A 15,829-nucleotide genomic window follows, 5' to 3' on the forward strand; every position below is an offset into this window, starting at 1 on the left:
CAATCAGTTCGCCATCCTGTTCGGCGAGCGGTTCACCTCCGCCATCAGCTGAGGTTTTTTAACCGACCTCGACACACAAGATTTCGGATACCTCCTGCGCGGTTGAACCTGGCGCAGCTCCTATTTCTACCATCGGTCGTCCATACGGCTTGCCGACAAATATGCAGAGGTCCGTTGTACCGTTGCTGAGATCTTCGAGAACAATCACCGATCCTACGGCTATCGTCGGGTGCAGGCAGCGCTCAGCCGGCAACGGGTGTTTCTATCGGAGAAAGTCGTGCGTCGCCTCATGAAACAGGGCGGCCTTCACGCAGCCAGGCCAAACGGCGCCGATACCGTTCCTATATCGGAGAAATCAGCCCTGCCCCGGAGAACATCATCAATCGCGATTTCCACGCTGACCCCCCAATGAAAAGTGGGTCACGGATATCTCCGAGTTCCAGATTCCCGCGGGAAAGGTATATCTGTCGCCCATGATCGACTGCTTCGATGGCATGGTAGTGAGCTGGTCGATTGGCACAAGCCCCGACGCAGAGCTCGTAAATACCATGCTGGATGCGGCTATCGAGACCGTGACCGACGACGATGAGACGCCGATCGTGCATTCCGATCGAGGTGGCCACTACCGTTGGCCGGGCTGGCTATCGCGGGTTGCAAAGGCTAATCTGGTCCGATCCATGTCGCGTAAAGCCTGTTCACCTGACAACGCGGCCTGTGAGGGATTCTTTTGCAGGCTGAAGACCGAGATGTTCTATCCAGGAGACTGGCGTTCGACGACCATCGTAATTGACAATCTACACCTACATTCGCTGGTACAACGAGAAGCGGATCAAGGGCTTGCTTGGCTATCTCAGCCCCATCGAATATCGTGAAAGCCTCCGGCTAACGACGTATATCAGTCCAGGAAAATGTCCGCATCCCCATTGGGTTAATGCTTGGGGGAAATCAACACGCCCGGGCGTCGCAGTCTTTCAGCACACTCCGGACCGTCGCTGGCGCTCGTCAACGGGCTATGCGGCCCGGCGCCCCGAAGGAAGCGGCATAGCGCTACTCTTGGACGCACGTCGCGCCGTTGAGGAACTCAAAGTCTCGCGGAAGGCGGCCGTTAACACAGAATGCTAGGTCTTCTGAGGTCAGTTTTTTGCGCGGGGGAGCGTCGTCAACTTCACATCGCGGCCCGGCCCTTAGTGTGAATAGATCGATCCGGCACGGGCGTACGGAACATCCGACCTTGTTAGCCCGGTATGCCCGGCTGGAAAACAATCGTTATGGCAAGTATTCGTCTCCCGACCGGTGTCGGTACCTCCCGAAAAACCTCAACCAGCAAAAGACAAAAATGCGCTTATTGCTTGCCCTGATTCTCCCATGGCTTTATTTCTTCACGATTGGGCGTCCGTTCGCGGGAATAGTCTGCCTGCTGCTTCAGATTACGCTGATCGGCTGGATTCCTGCCGCAATCTGGTCCGTCCATGCACTAGGCCAGTACAGGACCGATCACAAGATCGAGCGCGCTCTGGCGAGCAGCCGCTAAGCGGGCCGATCAAAGCTGCGTGCGGGTAGGCGCCTGTATCGGACGCCGCACTTGAGAAAGCTTTCCCGAGCGCGTGCGCTCTTGGTCGACTTTTACCCGTGCGCTCTCGCCACAGAAATCGAACGGCGCGAACAGGGAGCGCACGGACCTCTATCGAAGCACACGGGTACTTCAGGTACGAGCGAGCATCGTGCCGCGACATCGCCGATGGCCGCAGCGGCACGCATACTGGGCTCGTACTGATGCCGAGGCTCGGCCCTCCGTTGTAAGACCGTATGAGATGAACAGCTCCTCACCGGGCTCGATATCCGACACCGCATGGATGTAGACCCTGCCGTCATCCTCGATGGCCTCACAGTTGGCGACGCAGGCATGGTTGAGCCAACGCGCGCTGTTGCCGCCGAGCGAACCGTCAATCACCCGTCCATCAGAAAGTCCAAAGAGGAACGTATGGCCCTGTACGCCGAACCGCCGATGGCGGCTTATCGCGCGTTTCCAGCTCATAACGGTGCCGGCGTACTCGAGTATGAGCTCACCGGCGCATAAGGGTCGCAGTGCAAAGACACCGCGACCATGAACGCTCGAGCGGCGGACAGATATTCTTTTCATCGATTGTCGATAGTGCGAACGTGGAAGGTTGAGCTACCGCTGGCGATGACCGGAACGAAGGTTGCGCCTCGGACCTGCCAGCCCCGGCTGGGCATTTGACAGCGATTCGCGACTGGTAGAATCGTCCATCACCCCCAACGGAAATCAACATGATGGCACGGTACAAAGAACTGCTCGCGGAAAAGAGAAGCTTGAAAAACTGATCGCGGAGGCACGGCAGCACGAGGCTGCGTCCGCGCTCGAAAGGGTGCGCGAGACTGTGGCGGAATTCGGCTTCACGCCCGAAGACGTGTTTGGCAAGCGGCGCAAGGACGCGGGACGCGCGGTGGCCGTGAAGTACCGCAACCCGGAGACCGGCGAAACGTGGAGCGGGCGCGGGCGCGCGCCGCGATGGATCAAGGATCAGGACCTTGAGCGCTTCCGCATTACCGAATGAGTCTGACAGATGAGTGCGGCGGAAGGGCGCTCGTCACGCTATGCCTGCGTCTGACCTTTTCGCCGGGAGCCGCAGCGCTGGTTGCGATGGCGGCAGCAAGTTCAAGGCTGTGAACGACCCGCGCACACTGGTCGTGGATGATGAGGTCGCGTCGACTGACGCGACTTGCGAACTGCTGATGCTGATCAGGATGCGTCCGCAGCCCGCAGAAGGCGCGGCGCAGGCGCTGAACACGCTTGACGGTGCTGACGTTGACGTCGTGTTCACTGGCGTCGTCATGCCTGACGTGTCACCGAACTGGCGCGACGCGCGTCTGCCATCCGTCCGGAGAGGACGAGGCGTTCGGCTTCGCGGGTAGTGATGCGAAAGCGCAAATGCAGACTTTGCACTCCCAGAGCTCGACGGTTGTATCGTCCGCGACAATCGGCGTTACCGGACGGCTTGTGGTCGGATCGCGTGCTCCTTCGCAAATTCGGCATGAGGGTTGGGCATTGTCTATAAACACCCGAAGACGTTGACCGACCCAGACGGGGACGCTGGCTACAGCGTGATCGTCCGCGGTGCACTATTCATTGGCTACGCCGATCATCCGTGCCGGCTCGTCGAGTTGCCGCGGTTGTGCATCTCGTCGACTGCGGCGGGTCGCTATCAACTGCTTGCGCGCCCTTCGGCGCGTACCGGAAGCAGCCTGGCTTGAGCAGACTTTTCTCCGCTCTCGCAGGACTGGATCACAATCCAGCAAATCCGCCAGCGGAGCGCGCTTGACCACACCGGCGCGTGCGCGCCGGAATGCGCAATTGCGAGGTGCTCGAACATCCGGGTGAGCCTCCCCGGCGACAACTGCGGCTAGCACTAGCACAGGACCGGGACGCCGCGCGCGGCCTTCATTGTCAACGGATGCACGGACTTGCTGAGGGACTGGCGGCGTCCCGGACGGCACGCGTCCGTTGTATTGGAGGTGCCGAAGCGTTGAGAGGATGTGGGATGCCGCTCCAATTCCCTTCGCGAGCCGCATAAATACTGCGGACAACCGGCGATGAGTAGTCGAGGCGCCAAACGTGAGTGAACAGTTCGGCGAGCCGAGCTTCATCCGCGAAGTGGGGCAGGTTGCCGAAGTCCGAAGCCACGATCTCCGACAGTGATTTAAAGTACATCCGCTCGAGCCAATCGACTTGTGCGCCGGTGGCATTCAGCCAGATGTGCATGGACTCAGCGAAGTGGTCCGTCCTCAACCAGCCGCCCGTGCGCGCGCGAGCGATGAGTTGGGCTACAACCAGGTAGCAGAGCAGCTCGACCTGGGTTTTCGACCGGCGGATCATAGGAAAATCGTCGTAAGGAGGAAGGCGCTTTTTTGGGATCGCGAGCATCGGCTTTGTAACGCCTGGATTCCGGCGGTCTTCAGCGCTGCTTCAATCTGCCCATTTTTTAAGGACCGTGCGTCGCCCCGTCTGCCCTCGCTCGTCACTCCCTGCTGGCGTGAACGACGGGAGCGTGCAGCGCGGCAAGCGGCGCCTGCTGCAAGCGATCAGAGGTCGGTTCATTTGCATGCTCGAATCCCGAAAGACACCGAACATCCATCATTCCACGCATCACGCACGAGCGAAGCAACGGGACGGGCGCAGCATGTCGGCGACTTCGAGTGACGGACTATTTGTAACGCGCAGAAGTCGACGAAGAACAGTTTCTCCTTTCGTCAATCTCAAATCCGCGCAGCTCTTTGACTGCATGCGCCATCGCAATGAAGACGGTCTTTCATTGTGTCTGCTTACGGTCACAGGCGGCGTGATTATTGGCGCCGCGGTAAAGACGTCGCGCCCGTCCTCGCCCACCGCAAGCAGGAGTAACGAGGAAATGCTTCGGCGCACCACCGCCGGGAAGGAGCCGCCTTGAATCAGGTTGGCACAACGCAAATCGAAGCCTCCGCCGAATAGCTCGGCGAGGTTAAGGCTAGAATGACCTGGCTCCGGAGCCTTGTCCTGTTCGTTCATGTGAATTACCCGAATATCGTTCCGTGAGCCCAGCGCATCTATGGCGCCTTGAGGCAAGCGCAAAGTTGCGTGCGACTGCATGGGGCTGCGTGACCAACACGCCACGCGAAACGTGATGCACTTCGCTGGACCCTAAGGGGGCGCTCATTATTAGCTAAGTGTCTGCCACGACAATGTCATCTGAGAACCACCACCACCATGCCTCGTGTCCCTCAGCGGACTCGGGAAAGGAGCACATCATGAAGACCCGTACGATTGCGGCGCTGTCCGTTGCGGCCGCCGCGCTGACACTTTCGGTCGGTACAGCTCAAGCCGCACAGGGTTGCGGCCCTGGCGGCTGGCGCAACTACTGGGGCCAATGCCGCTATGCCGCGCCGATCGTGGTCGAACCAAGGCCGGTTATCTATGCACCGCCGGTATCAGCCAGCGTATGTGCGCCCGGATACTGGCTCGGGCCATGGGGACACTGTCGGAATACGCCGTACCACGGACGTCTGCCGAACGGCGAATGGCAGTGATACTTGCCGCGCGGCTCCGCAGGCGATACGACAGTCCAGCTGCAGTCGCATGACTCAATGCCGGAATAGCGAACATGCGGCCGCTTGTCCGAATGACTATCAAGTCGATCCGTAAGCGGCCGCAATGAACTCGCGCAGACGACACCGCTGGCGGCGTGCAGTGTCCGACAGTCGGGCCGATGCTGTCGCGCGTCGAGCGCATCGCTTTTCGCATTGAAGGGCGCATCTCGGGGGAATCGTACCCCCTTGTGGCGTGGCGAACTGTGCCGATCTTCGCAGAGTGCGGGCTCGTCCCCAACCAGACGGCGAACAACGACAGCCAGCGAGATCGGCAAAGCGCGTGTCGCGTCGCCGACCATGGCGTAATGCGGTTGCGCGAGCCGGATCCGTCGGAGCGCGCGAGTATGAAGGCTGCAGCAACAGGCGGTCCTACATGATCGATATATAAAGTGTGCAAGCTCGCAGTTTTGATGTTCAGCTCGCGGTGCTTGCCACCGGCTCCCGCCGGGAACACGCACCAGTCGCAAGCGTGCAGCTGGTCGATGTTGCCTGCTGGGCGAATTCCAGAAGGAAGACTACGCGTGCCGGCAGTGCGCGTTCCAGCTCGACAACGCGGCTGCAACCCGTGCCGATGCATGACGAACTGCGTAGTAGCGCGATCGGCACCGCAGGCGGCGCGGCCGCCGGCGCGCTGCTGGGGGCCGCCGCTCGCAACCCGGGCGTGGGTGCGGCTATCGGCGCGGGCGCTGGCTTTCTGCTTGGCGGGGCAGTTGGCGCGACAGGTGCTCAAGCCACCTCCGCAAGTCTGCAGGCGCGCTACGACGCCGCGTATTCGCAATGTATGGCTTGGAAGGGCAATCAGATCACGGGACAGGCTGACTACGGCATCAGCGCGGCCTATGGACCGCCCCCCGTCGTGGCACCGGCACCGGTCGTCGTCTACGGAAATCCGGGACCATACGAGCTTGGGCTTATTGACCGGTGACGGAGGCGCCATGTGGGCTCAACGCAACTATTGCGTCGCACCTGCCGCCTTTGATCTGAATTTCGTGGCGCCAGCCGATCATCACTTCGTAAAATCTGCGGCGGCCAAGGCGAGCCGGACCTGGTCGGGATCTCGCACATAGGCAGACCTGCGGGGAGATTCGAGTGGCGCGTGGCGGGGTGCTGTGAAGCGGTAGGGGGCTTCGTCAACTTCGGTTCGACGCGTCGTGTTCCAGCGTGACGGTCCAGCCGAGGCCGCGTACGTTGCGAATCACCGACGCCCCGAACTTCTTGCGTACCGCATGGATGAGCACGTCGAGCGCGTTGCTCTCGACTTCCTTGCCCCAGCTATAAAGCCGGTCCTCGAGCTGGCTGCGCGAGAAGATCGTACCGGGGCGCTCGAGCAGCGCATGCATCAATGCGAATTCACGGGCGGACAGTACCGCGCAAACGTCATTGAAGGTCAGCATGCGCTTGTCGAGATCGAGGTTCATCTTGTCGTTGCCCAACCGCGATACTGCATACCCGGCCTTGCGGCGCAGCACTGCGCGGATCCGCGCGAGTAGTTCGGGCAACTGGAACGGTTTTAGCAAGTAGTCGTCGGCACCCACATCGAGTCCTTCGACGCGCACATCGAGATTGTCCTGGGCGGTGAGGATCAGAACCGGCACCCGATTGCCTGTTGCGCGCGCCTGGCGCAGCAATTCGATGCCGCCCATGCCCGGCAAGCCCAAATCCAGCAGCACCACAGTATATTGGGTCGCCGCCATTGCACTGGAGCCGGCCGTGCCGTCTCGCACCCAATCGACACTGTAGCCGGCATCATGCAATCCCCGCAACAGGCTCTGGCCGATCTGGACGTCGTCTTCCACCAGCAGCACTCGCATCCGTTCTTCTCCGCTGCTCTATTTACGCCGCGCGCGGCAGCGTGGTCGTTGCGATCAAACCGCTTCCGCTGTCACGCCGGTTCGCGAGCACCACCGCCCCGTGATACTTGGTGATCACCGACTTGACAATCGAAAGCCCTAGTCCGCTGCCGTCCGCGCCGCTCGTGCCGAGACGATAGAAGCGGTCGAACACGCGTTCGAGCGACGCTTCGGGAATGCCGGGGCCGGTGTCGGTTACTCGCACGATCGCGTGCTGACCTTCCTCGAACACTTCAATGTCGATGCAGCCGCCAGCCGGTGTATAGCGCAGCGCGTTCTCGATCAGATTGCGCAGCGCCATGCGCAGCTCGCCTTCGCGGGCACGAACCTGCGCGGGCTCGAAGCGCTTGACGCCGAGATCGATTTTTTGAGCGTCGGCAAGCGGCAAAAGGTCCGCAACCAGCCTTTGGATTAGCTCACGCACGTCGACCGGCGCCAGGTTCGCGTCCTCGAGCCGCGCGTCCGCGCGCGCGAGTTCGAGCAGTTGCCGGATCGTCGTTGCACTGCGCGAAAGCGCATCGCGCAGATCCTGGACCCGTTCCACACGCGACGCTTCGTCAGGCGCATTCGCGAGATTATCGACGCGCAGCTGAATCGCTGCGATCGGTGTGCGCAGTTCGTGCGCCGCATCGGCAACGAAGCGCTTCTCCGCCTCGATGCCTTGCTGCACCCGAGCGATCATCCGGTTGATCGAGTCGGTAAACGGTCGAACTTCCTTCGGCACATGCGAGATTTCAAGTGGCCTGAGCCGGCCGACGCCGACTGCTTCGGCCTCGGCACTCGCACGCACCAACGGCGCGAACGCGGCGTTGACCACCAGTACGATCGCAATCCACACGAGCGGAATGCGCACCAGACTCGGCAGCAAACTTTCGATTGCCGACTGTGCCGCCACGCGTTGGCGAAAAGCGAGCGGTTGCCCGACTTGCCACGTAACCGCGCCGTCGTCGCGCCGCAGCGTGTAGATCCGGTAGCCGCGCCTACCGATATGCTCGACCGAGAAGCCGGCCGGCGCATTACGGTCGAACACTACCTCTGGATCGGTGTTGTCTGTCGGCACGGAGTTCCCACGCTCCCATACCTGCCCGACAAAGCCGTCCACAGAATGCTGGGGGGGGCCCTTGTTCCCGAGCGTGCCCACCTTGCCAACCGACAGCCAAACCGCCGCCCCCTGCAGATGCGAGTCCATCAGGTCGTCGATATGGCGTCGCGACAGCAAGGCCGTCGCGACAGCTTCGACCATGCTCACGGCGACGAGGAGCACTACCAAGATCGTGATGATACGGGCCTTGAGCGATAGTTCGCGCGTCGGCCGCTTGAGCGAGACCATGAAGGGATCGAGCAGATTTGCACAACACGCATTGTAGTACCGTTTTTTCGGTTTTCCGCGTGATGCTCAGCGCAGGCCCGTTGTGTAAGTGAGTGTCGAACGAACCAGCCGGATCGAGTATCGCCTTCATCAATGCTGCTAAGCGGCACATCGTGAAGCGAGCTCGGGGCCACACGTCGTTCAGCCCCAGCAATCGCGGACGTCCGCCTCCTCGTTGACCGGCGCGCTACCGAATCTCGCCGACGCTTATTGGTCATCAGCGGAAGCTCACCAGTGCACGAAGGCCTTTGCAGGCTGGCCGCCGATATTTTCCCCGGTGCCGCCGTCGATGCCTTGGCCCGCGCAATCAGCAACGAATCGGCGACGACCTCGCTCACCGCCCGCGTCACGTTGATCGCATCCGCCAAGGGCCGCCCATGAATCGCCGCGAGCGAGCTGCAATAACTGCTCGGCGATGTGCCACGTGCGATCGATGATCCGCCGCAGCGCGATGCAGTCACGGCCAGATCTATGGGCTGCGCAAAGCCTCCCATTGGCGAGTCATTGTGACAACCGCGATGGTCTTCAGACGCAGTAAGTCGGAGTCCACAATCGATCGCAATGACCGTCACGTCGATGTCCGACGGCACCAGATGCCTGGTTTCAGTGAATGTGATGAGGAAGGTGGGGGCTACCCTGACGAGCAATGCCGCTGGATGGCAGGGATCTGTCGGTGCCGGCAGGAACATGGCGGCTGCCCCGAGCAAATCGGATGCGTAACGCAAAGACTGCATGAGGCCAATATGGTGCGTATAACGCCGCTACCGAATTGCCTCCGATCCCAATGGCCGAAAGCGCCCGGCCATAACGGAAAAAGTGCGCTTTTGAAAGTCCGGCCAGTGATGCCCTTGCCGACACGGCGAATCGCGGTGCGTCCGGCTTGTACTGAACGCTCGTCGAGTAAAGTATCGACGCAGGCGCGGGAAGCGGTCGGCGTGGTGTACTCATGGGACGGGCGGCGATCGGGCTCGACAAAAGGTGCCAATCAGTAGCCTTAATCACCCCGATCACGCCTGCGATCGCCGTAGTACATCGAATACGGTGAGTGATTTGCCTCAAAGTAGCGACTGCGGCGCTCCAGATCGGCCAAATCGGTCGCTGAGCTCAGGTATGTATCGCGCCGCACGCTTTCCGCCGCAGTCAACCGGGCTACGAATTTTTCCATCAGTTTCTTGAACATGTCTTTCTCCGGGAGAAGCACGGTTTGACCGTGCACAGAACGTCTATCAACAAAGAGGAATATTGAAAGGAATGGGAATTAGGCGAACGTGAGCGGGCGGCGGGCAGCATGGCAGGAAAGAAAAGTGATGGAGCAAAGCCTCAGCATGATCAGCGCGACCGCTGCCGCTTCTTCGTATGTGACGAACTGGGGTAGGTATGGCAATGCGGGGAATGAAATGCGGGAATCGATTGCCGATGTAAGGCCATCGCAATCACAAATATCCATGGCTGGTCTCTAGCCACGGGCCGAAAGCGACGCCGAGGGCATCCTTGCGATCAGGACAGCGAGCTCTACTGACGGAACCGCTGGCAGGTTGACTGACGTGCGTTCGTGTGTGCATCAGTGACGCAGTCACGGCCGAGTCTGCAGAAAGTTTTCATGTCCAACTTCTTCTTATGTCGCATCGATGCCTGGCGGATCTGCCGAGCGGAGCCGACCGCGGCTGACGATTGCGACCGTGCTCCGCCGGTTAAGGCGTGACCTCGTCGGCAGTAGTGTTGATCAGTTCAAGGCTGCCGGGCGGTCTGAACCGTGCCGCACAATGCGCTCCCGCCACGTGGCCGCGAAGCATTAGATCGAGCTTACGGCGATTGAAGACGTACGGACATTTTTGGAGCGTTAGGCGCTAGACACCCCCGATGCAGAAATCGGGTGCGGTGCACTGCCGACCCCCAAATCTTTTGACGCCGCACCGGGAATGCGACGTACCGAGGCACTCGTATTGCGCATCACAACGGCGGCAACGTCTTCGCGCAGCCATTGCATCCAGTCGCTCTTCCGGCTTCCGAGAAGGACGAGGTCCACCTGCTGCCGATTCGCATACGACGCAATTGCTTCGCCGCAGCTCGCGCCGTGTGTCGGTACCACCAGCAACTCCGACTGAACAGCACAGCCTCGCGCGTTGAACCATTCCTCGGTGGTTGCGGCGAGTTGCCTTCCCTGCGCCAGCATCGCGTCCATTACCAGGCTGCAATCGAAATCGATGGCTCCGGCGAGACAGCTTAGCGGATCAACGACGTGCACCATGAAGACTTTCGCATCGTTTCGACGCGAGGTTTCCAGTGCGCAGGCCAGTAAGCCTTCTGCGTCGTCTGTACCGACTGCAACAACCATTTTGCTGACCATAGTAGATCTCCTCCTTTATCAGAATCGGCTGACAATAATCGAATTGTCAGTTTGCAAACTTAGCTGCGAGTGAGGCGACGTTTGACGGCGTCAGCGCCAGTGTTCACTGACGCATCCCATAGCTAACGCCGCCCACTAGCCGCAACTCATTCGCGGCTAATTCGGGCGCGCTAAGGTTGCTGTTTATTCAATGTCAATGAGGACACGCCAATGAGCCGACTCGAAGGTCGACCGCGACATGCGCGAGAACTCGTCGGACTGATCTGTACGACGGGTCCCGATCGAGCGGCGGGCGCAACCAATTCGGAAGTTCTTGTTGATGCGCAGCGCTCACCTCTTTCTGACATACGACGATGTATGCCGCTAGCGCGCGAGTTTCGCCACCCCAAAAGGGGATATGTCACCGGGGGCTTCATGCTGGCGACCTGCGCGCCGTGATAGCACTCGGTTTGCGTCGGTCGCCTGACGTAGTTTCGCAGTCGGAGCGGTCCCTATGTCCATGGTTCCACCGTTCGACCGTTTTCAACGTGGTGTCTTTCGCGAATATCCGCTGGTCGTCAATCACGCGATCAGGCACGTTGCTGGGGCCTTCGCATTGTGCTGCTTTGACGGATAATTAATACGGTACTGTTGCGTGACAGCCAGTAGCTCCAGCCTTCCTGTCAGTGCATCGCAATGGAGGCGCAACGCAAACGCCACCTGCTACCGCGAACGTGAGGTTTATTTCGGTTGTTTTGTTCTCACTGTTGTAAGCATCGAGGCGCCTCTTGCCTTTTTCGCTTCGGCGCTTGTCGCTGTCCCAGCGCTCTGAATCGCCTTGCGGCTCGCTGTCGCGCGACGTATCGAGGAAGCGTTCGACGAATTGTCCGATTACCAGCCTTGTCGTCCGTCAACGAGGTCTGGGTGGTTCACATCGTGGTCACCGCACGTGTTTATCGGGCGCTTCGTTCGGCCATATTCGGGCGACTCGGCGTAGCGAAGCCTGGTCTGGCGGCACGATAAGCGCTAAACCTGCGCTCATTCTCAACACTTACATGGCGTCCTCTTCACAATAGAGTTCGGGCGCAAGAGAATTCAGCTAATACCTTCACGACGTCCAGCCGCTTGAAGTTGTCGCTCTGCGGTCGCACTGACTGCGCGCACGGAGCGGCAAAGGTGGCTGCTCAACGTGCTGGTTCACAGGGGCTGGATCGTCGTCGTCACACTGGCGCACGCCGGACGGCTTCCGTTGATGGCCGCGACGGTTCTCCTCGTGATTCTTTGCGTTTGACACATGTCGTTGCAGCACGAGTTGTTGCACGGCGTCTGATCCGATCTGCGCTTGTGAACCAGTTGCTCGGTAGCGCGCCGCTGGCGGTGTGGTACCGGTACGAGGTCTACCGCGACACCCATCTGGCGCACCACCGTGACGCGGGGCTCTTGACAGCAGGCAGTTGACTCGCAAAGTAACGATGTATCGTCTGCGTAGTGGATCGAGGCCAATGGCGTGCCGCGCATGTTATGGCGCGCGAAAGTTGCGCTTGCTCTTCTTGAACAACGACTATCACATCCTTCACCACGATCTGCCCGGTCTGCAATGGTATTTCCTGCGCCATGTACACCAATCACACAGTTGCGCATACGGTGAAAAATCTGGCTATGTTATCAAGGGCGGGTATTGGCAACTATTCAAGCGCTACGCATGGCGTGAGACGGATGCGCCGGTTCACCCAGATATGGGCAGGCACCGCGGAGGCCTGCAAGCCTCGATCGAGGCAAAGGCGTTCCGAAGTCGTTGGCGCCTACAGCGACGGGCCTGCCGGTATTGAGCGAAATCAGTGACGACACGGTGTTGCCGGACTGAATGTATCGAACCGGCTGACGTCTAGCGAGCTGTATGACAGGGCGCTATATGACAGCCAAGGTTGGCTCGCGATGTTCCGTCTGAAGAGAACGTATGTAAGCCGTCATGAACTGTTTTGTCATTCAAATAGCCGATAAGGGGCGGGGGATAACTCATTCTGCGCTAATTATCATCCACTAACATTGCTTGGACAGCGCGGAACCTTGCGCGAGAGCGATCGAATCGCTTGCAAGCGCGGCAGCGCATCGTTTTTGACGAGGAGTAGATCGTGAACACAGCATATGAAGAACGCCTGAATGTTCTAAGTGAAATCGCCGAAGAGTGCTTCGAAGTGAACGAGTTGTCGTCGGACTGCTCTGAACGCGAAACGCGCCTTTCGGTTCGGGTGAGCGATATCGTCCGTGCTTTGGAATCGGCGTATGACGTCGGGCTCATTGCGGGATATCACCTGTCTCGTCAGCAGCGGACACGGTACTGAAGCACATTGATCCAAACTGCCGGTTCAACTGTCGCACTTCACGCTAATCAAGAGATGTGAAGTCCAAGCGGCACTAGGCCGGTCGTGCTTTTTACCCGAACAACGGATCGAGGAATGGACGTGATGAGCCGCACGCCAGGTGGTGGGAAAAGTTTCATGCAGGTGCTGAGAGGCGAGCCAAACGCTTGTCGCGAACCGTTAACTACCATCGCATTGATTTTCAGAATGCTGTGCGCAGGACTGCTGGCGGGGTCTGTCATGTACGCTGCCGTTGCCGTCCACATTCTGACTTTGGACCCGTCCCCTGGCACCGTTTCGGCAAAGGCTGCGAAGCATCCGAAAATGGCGCTGCGAGAATTGCTCTGCTAGCGAGCGGTACCGCATCGGAGAGACCGGTAAGGATTGTCCCTATTCGCCGCGTGGCGGCGGGCGAGAACATTTGCTTGCAGAGAATCGATGGGACCAGTCCGAACTGATTGCTGGGCGCCTGTATCTGCCCCCTCCGCAGGTAGCACTGCGCAATACACTGTGGCGGGAGACATAGCGAGCGTGCGCGCGGCTGGTCACGAATAAAGCGGGACGCCTTTACTTGATTGGCCGGGCTCCATCTTTCCCGATTATCGAGTGTTGTTTCGATGAACTTGATTGGCACACGTGCGTTATCGATTATGGCGACCCGATATTCCTCGGTGGCCCCATAGCGTCCGAGGATGACCATGTTTTCCCGATCCGGCTTGGCTTCGACTGAGTGACGTAGGATGTACAGCACTGTCCGGAGTTCTTTTTGCTGTGCTCCGCCCGAATGCGATGGGCGATCGCGCGACGCGACCGGCATCGCCTGTCAACGCAAACGACAACCGGTGCGCTGGACCCGCAGATTGGCAGCATTGAAAGCCCCGCGCCGTCACGCGAGGTCAGCGGGCGGAGAGAAACTTCACAACGAGTTCCGGTCTGCTCATCAACCACTAATTTTCGATCGGCATAATGCTGTTGCGCCGCGGAAATGTCCGGGCAAAGCAAGTGATCTGTTCGGGCGAATCAGTTATGCCGTCCTATCTTTGAAGACTGTTTCAAAGCGATCTTATCGATGCGTTTGCAAACGAATTGCTCAGCGTCGTCTGGTCGGCGCTCGTCGCGGAGCTCGAGTTCCGCTACCTGCTGCGCAGACAGCGGCTTCCGCGCCTTGGTGGCGCGTTGCGCGACGCTTACTTCCCTGCTGGCTCATCCGACGCCGAACGACGAGATGCGCGAGCCGTGTCGGTTCGAGGTGGAATGTCCTGGCGTCGCTTTCTCGATATGCGCCGACAGGTTGCGCGAGATAGCCATCGGCTCGGACTAGCTGCGTAGCATCATCGCCGCTAGGGAGCACGCGATGCGTTTTGGCGCGATGTCGGACCTGAGGCTCGTGCGTTCCGTTAGGTCCCGGCTGACGCGCAAGACGGGACATGACGGCGTCTCGGACGTTCCTTACGCGCGAACGGGCTGGGAGCATGGCAACAATCGCGCCGCTTGTCGCAACGTCGGTGCGTTGGGCGCTGCCGGAAAGTTCGTTGTTTTCTACGGCCGTAGGAAGCCTTCCTGTGATCCCACCAATTTTTAGCGTTCCGACATGATGGTTCCTGTTGACTTACCATTGCCGATCGTTTTGGAGTTGCAAGCGCATCCTGTGCCGACAGAAGGTTCGACCGAGCGGGCGCTTGCGCCTTTTACAGATTGCTGCGTCCCCGAAGGCGTAGCCGTATTGGGCCTACTCGACACCGATTCCGCGAGCGTGCCGCTTTGTCACCGTTCGTAGTCTAGGGGCCAGTTGGCAGCTTTCAGGGTTTCTACGATCTCCCGCAGCCGAAGAGAGGCGGTGCCAGCCGGTAACGGGGACACTGCGATTCGTCGTCGATCGGGAACGGTTTTGCGTGCAAGGCAGAATCTGCTGCATCGTCAGTAGCGCTTCAAGACCGATGAGTTCGTGCCCGATCGGTACGCCCGACAAGTAGTCTGACTGTTGTCCGACAGGCAGGCGGGCTGTGAGCCCGATACTCGCGTCGAGAATATGGTCGAACGCAGACCGGCCGCGCTCGAGCTCCGCGCGACCTCGACGCCGCAGACAGTTCGCCCGTCATGAAGGTGTAGAAGTGCTCATCCCGCTGTTCGCGACGATCGCCCATTTGCAACGAGTGCCCGGCAAGCCGACGAGTGCCGACACATCACCGCGTGCCAACGCCGCTTCCTGCAGCGACGCGCCGACGATCTGCCTTTCCTCGCCGCGCATCACAGTGGGCAGCTCTCCATCTTCGATGAGACGCGGCTTGATCCGAATCGGCGTGCCGCTGGTCGAGTGGACGGGGACCAGTGCCCCGGCGCTTAGTTGGCCGCCTTGACGTGCGCGGTGAAATTGCAAGCGGCAAATAGTCAGCAAGTCGAGCATGTCGCAATTCAGCCGCGTCTCGACGCCGGATGCGCGCGACGCGGGCGCCGCGCCGCTTTCTGACACAGACGGGCTGGGTGGACGAGCGCCTGAAAGTGCGGTGCCTGGTCGAACTACATCTCCAGACCCCGGAAGTTAGGTGCCAGGGAACAGACTTGCAGACACATCGTATGGGCGATCGCTCCCCTCCGATTATGTGGAGAGGTTCAACCTGGCGTCGACTCAGCAGACGCGCGACGTTAAGCATCTGCAGGACATACCACGGCGGTGGCCCGGCGTAGCTCTATTCCTGACATGATAGGGTTCGCTACTGGCCGAGAGTTGGGTTCGACGCTGCACTGCTCGAAGGCGAAACCGCTGACGTGGCTTACCTCGCCG

General features: G+C 59.9%; 14 protein-coding genes and 2 pseudogenes. 8 read left to right on the top strand and 8 right to left on the bottom strand.

Features of this window, described 5'->3' with window-relative positions; genetic code table 11:
- Positions 1–112: 112 nt before the first annotated feature.
- Positions 113–891, top strand: a pseudogene (locus J2W46_RS15050) (IS3 family transposase); the annotation flags it as partial.
- Between the two features lie 445 nt (positions 892–1,336).
- Positions 1,337–1,531 (top strand): YqaE/Pmp3 family membrane protein, encoded by a 195-nt coding sequence (locus tag J2W46_RS15055; RefSeq protein WP_310354714.1) that lies wholly within the window; start codon positions 1,337–1,339, stop codon positions 1,529–1,531.
- Between the two features lie 171 nt (positions 1,532–1,702).
- Here the strand turns inward: J2W46_RS15055 and J2W46_RS15060 are convergent, their stop codons facing one another.
- Positions 1,703–2,140: an SET domain-containing protein gene (locus J2W46_RS15060; protein WP_310354716.1), complete on the bottom strand. Its 438-nt coding sequence runs from the start codon at positions 2,138–2,140 to the stop codon at positions 1,703–1,705.
- A 152-nt stretch (positions 2,141–2,292) separates the two neighbouring features.
- Between J2W46_RS15060 and J2W46_RS15065 the strand changes: the two are divergent.
- Positions 2,293–2,576, top strand: a pseudogene (locus J2W46_RS15065) (H-NS histone family protein).
- 890 nt (positions 2,577–3,466) lie between these two features.
- Here the strand turns inward: J2W46_RS15065 and J2W46_RS15070 are convergent.
- On the bottom strand, positions 3,467–3,943 hold the full coding sequence (locus J2W46_RS15070; protein WP_310354720.1) for a hypothetical protein: 477 nt from the start codon (positions 3,941–3,943) through the stop codon (positions 3,467–3,469).
- Positions 3,944–4,165: 222 nt separating this feature from the next.
- The gene (locus J2W46_RS15075) at positions 4,166–4,564 is read right to left on the bottom strand and encodes a hypothetical protein (RefSeq protein ID WP_310354722.1); all 399 of its coding nucleotides are present in this window, start codon (positions 4,562–4,564) and stop codon (positions 4,166–4,168) included.
- A gap of 239 nt (positions 4,565–4,803) precedes the next feature.
- On the opposite strand from J2W46_RS15075, the gene J2W46_RS15080 reads away from it, so the two are divergent.
- Both J2W46_RS15080 and J2W46_RS15085 read left to right on the top strand, forming a co-directional pair.
- Complete coding sequence (locus J2W46_RS15080; protein WP_310354724.1) at positions 4,804–5,082, top strand: GCG_CRPN prefix-to-repeats domain-containing protein; 279 nt, start codon at positions 4,804–4,806, stop codon at positions 5,080–5,082.
- Between the two features lie 631 nt (positions 5,083–5,713).
- On the top strand, positions 5,714–6,067 hold the full coding sequence (locus tag J2W46_RS15085; RefSeq protein WP_310354726.1) for a YMGG-like glycine zipper-containing protein: 354 nt from the start codon (positions 5,714–5,716) through the stop codon (positions 6,065–6,067).
- A gap of 205 nt (positions 6,068–6,272) precedes the next feature.
- Here the strand turns inward: J2W46_RS15085 and J2W46_RS15090 are convergent, their stop codons facing one another.
- Both J2W46_RS15090 and J2W46_RS15095 read right to left on the bottom strand, forming a co-directional pair.
- Positions 6,273–6,953 (bottom strand): response regulator transcription factor, encoded by a 681-nt coding sequence (locus tag J2W46_RS15090; RefSeq protein WP_310354727.1) that lies wholly within the window; start codon positions 6,951–6,953, stop codon positions 6,273–6,275.
- A gap of 22 nt (positions 6,954–6,975) precedes the next feature.
- Positions 6,976–8,322, bottom strand: coding sequence for a sensor histidine kinase (locus tag J2W46_RS15095; RefSeq protein ID WP_310354729.1), 1,347 nt, complete (start codon positions 8,320–8,322; stop codon positions 6,976–6,978).
- Between the two features lie 273 nt (positions 8,323–8,595).
- Between J2W46_RS15095 and J2W46_RS15100 the strand changes: the two genes are divergently transcribed.
- Positions 8,596–8,742: a hypothetical protein gene (locus J2W46_RS15100; RefSeq protein ID WP_310354731.1), complete on the top strand. Its 147-nt coding sequence runs from the start codon at positions 8,596–8,598 to the stop codon at positions 8,740–8,742.
- A gap of 613 nt (positions 8,743–9,355) precedes the next feature.
- On the opposite strand, the gene J2W46_RS15105 is transcribed toward J2W46_RS15100, so the two are convergent.
- Both J2W46_RS15105 and J2W46_RS15110 read right to left on the bottom strand, forming a co-directional pair.
- Complete coding sequence (locus J2W46_RS15105; protein ID WP_310354733.1) at positions 9,356–9,541, bottom strand: DUF3563 family protein; 186 nt, start codon at positions 9,539–9,541, stop codon at positions 9,356–9,358.
- Positions 9,542–10,201: 660 nt separating this feature from the next.
- The gene (locus J2W46_RS15110) at positions 10,202–10,708 is read right to left on the bottom strand and encodes a universal stress protein (RefSeq protein WP_310354734.1); all 507 of its coding nucleotides are present in this window, start codon (positions 10,706–10,708) and stop codon (positions 10,202–10,204) included.
- A gap of 2,111 nt (positions 10,709–12,819) precedes the next feature.
- Here J2W46_RS15110 and J2W46_RS15115 point away from each other — a divergent pair.
- Both J2W46_RS15115 and J2W46_RS15120 read left to right on the top strand, forming a co-directional pair.
- Positions 12,820–13,029: a DUF6900 domain-containing protein gene (locus tag J2W46_RS15115; protein ID WP_310354735.1), complete on the top strand. Its 210-nt coding sequence runs from the start codon at positions 12,820–12,822 to the stop codon at positions 13,027–13,029.
- 114 nt (positions 13,030–13,143) lie between these two features.
- Complete coding sequence (locus tag J2W46_RS15120; protein WP_310354737.1) at positions 13,144–13,398, top strand: hypothetical protein; 255 nt, start codon at positions 13,144–13,146, stop codon at positions 13,396–13,398.
- A gap of 1,744 nt (positions 13,399–15,142) precedes the next feature.
- Here the strand turns inward: J2W46_RS15120 and J2W46_RS15125 are convergent.
- Positions 15,143–15,517: a 2-dehydro-3-deoxygalactonokinase gene (locus tag J2W46_RS15125; protein ID WP_310354738.1), complete on the bottom strand. Its 375-nt coding sequence runs from the start codon at positions 15,515–15,517 to the stop codon at positions 15,143–15,145.
- Positions 15,518–15,829 lie beyond the last annotated feature (312 nt).

The sequence above is a fragment of the Paraburkholderia strydomiana genome, assembly GCF_031456815.1.
GTDB classification, from domain to species: domain Bacteria; phylum Pseudomonadota; class Gammaproteobacteria; order Burkholderiales; family Burkholderiaceae; genus Paraburkholderia; species Paraburkholderia caledonica.

What these genes read in the sequence shown, in the direction of transcription:
- J2W46_RS15055 (WP_310354714.1), top strand. Translation starts at nt 1,337, where the DNA reads ATGCGCTTATTGCTTGCCCTGATTCTCCCATGGCTTTATTTCTTCACG.
- J2W46_RS15060 (WP_310354716.1), bottom strand. Translation starts at nt 2,140, where the DNA reads ATGAAAAGAATATCTGTCCGCCGCTCGAGCGTTCATGGTCGCGGTGTC.
- J2W46_RS15070 (WP_310354720.1), bottom strand. Translation starts at nt 3,943, where the DNA reads ATGCTCGCGATCCCAAAAAAGCGCCTTCCTCCTTACGACGATTTTCCT.
- J2W46_RS15075 (WP_310354722.1), bottom strand. Translation starts at nt 4,564, where the DNA reads ATGAACGAACAGGACAAGGCTCCGGAGCCAGGTCATTCTAGCCTTAAC.
- J2W46_RS15080 (WP_310354724.1), top strand. Translation starts at nt 4,804, where the DNA reads ATGAAGACCCGTACGATTGCGGCGCTGTCCGTTGCGGCCGCCGCGCTG.
- J2W46_RS15085 (WP_310354726.1), top strand. Translation starts at nt 5,714, where the DNA reads ATGCATGACGAACTGCGTAGTAGCGCGATCGGCACCGCAGGCGGCGCG.
- J2W46_RS15090 (WP_310354727.1), bottom strand. Translation starts at nt 6,953, where the DNA reads ATGCGAGTGCTGCTGGTGGAAGACGACGTCCAGATCGGCCAGAGCCTG.
- J2W46_RS15095 (WP_310354729.1), bottom strand. Translation starts at nt 8,322, where the DNA reads ATGGTCTCGCTCAAGCGGCCGACGCGCGAACTATCGCTCAAGGCCCGT.
- J2W46_RS15105 (WP_310354733.1), bottom strand. Translation starts at nt 9,541, where the DNA reads ATGTTCAAGAAACTGATGGAAAAATTCGTAGCCCGGTTGACTGCGGCG.
- J2W46_RS15110 (WP_310354734.1), bottom strand. Translation starts at nt 10,708, where the DNA reads ATGGTCAGCAAAATGGTTGTTGCAGTCGGTACAGACGACGCAGAAGGC.
- J2W46_RS15120 (WP_310354737.1), top strand. Translation starts at nt 13,144, where the DNA reads ATGGACGTGATGAGCCGCACGCCAGGTGGTGGGAAAAGTTTCATGCAG.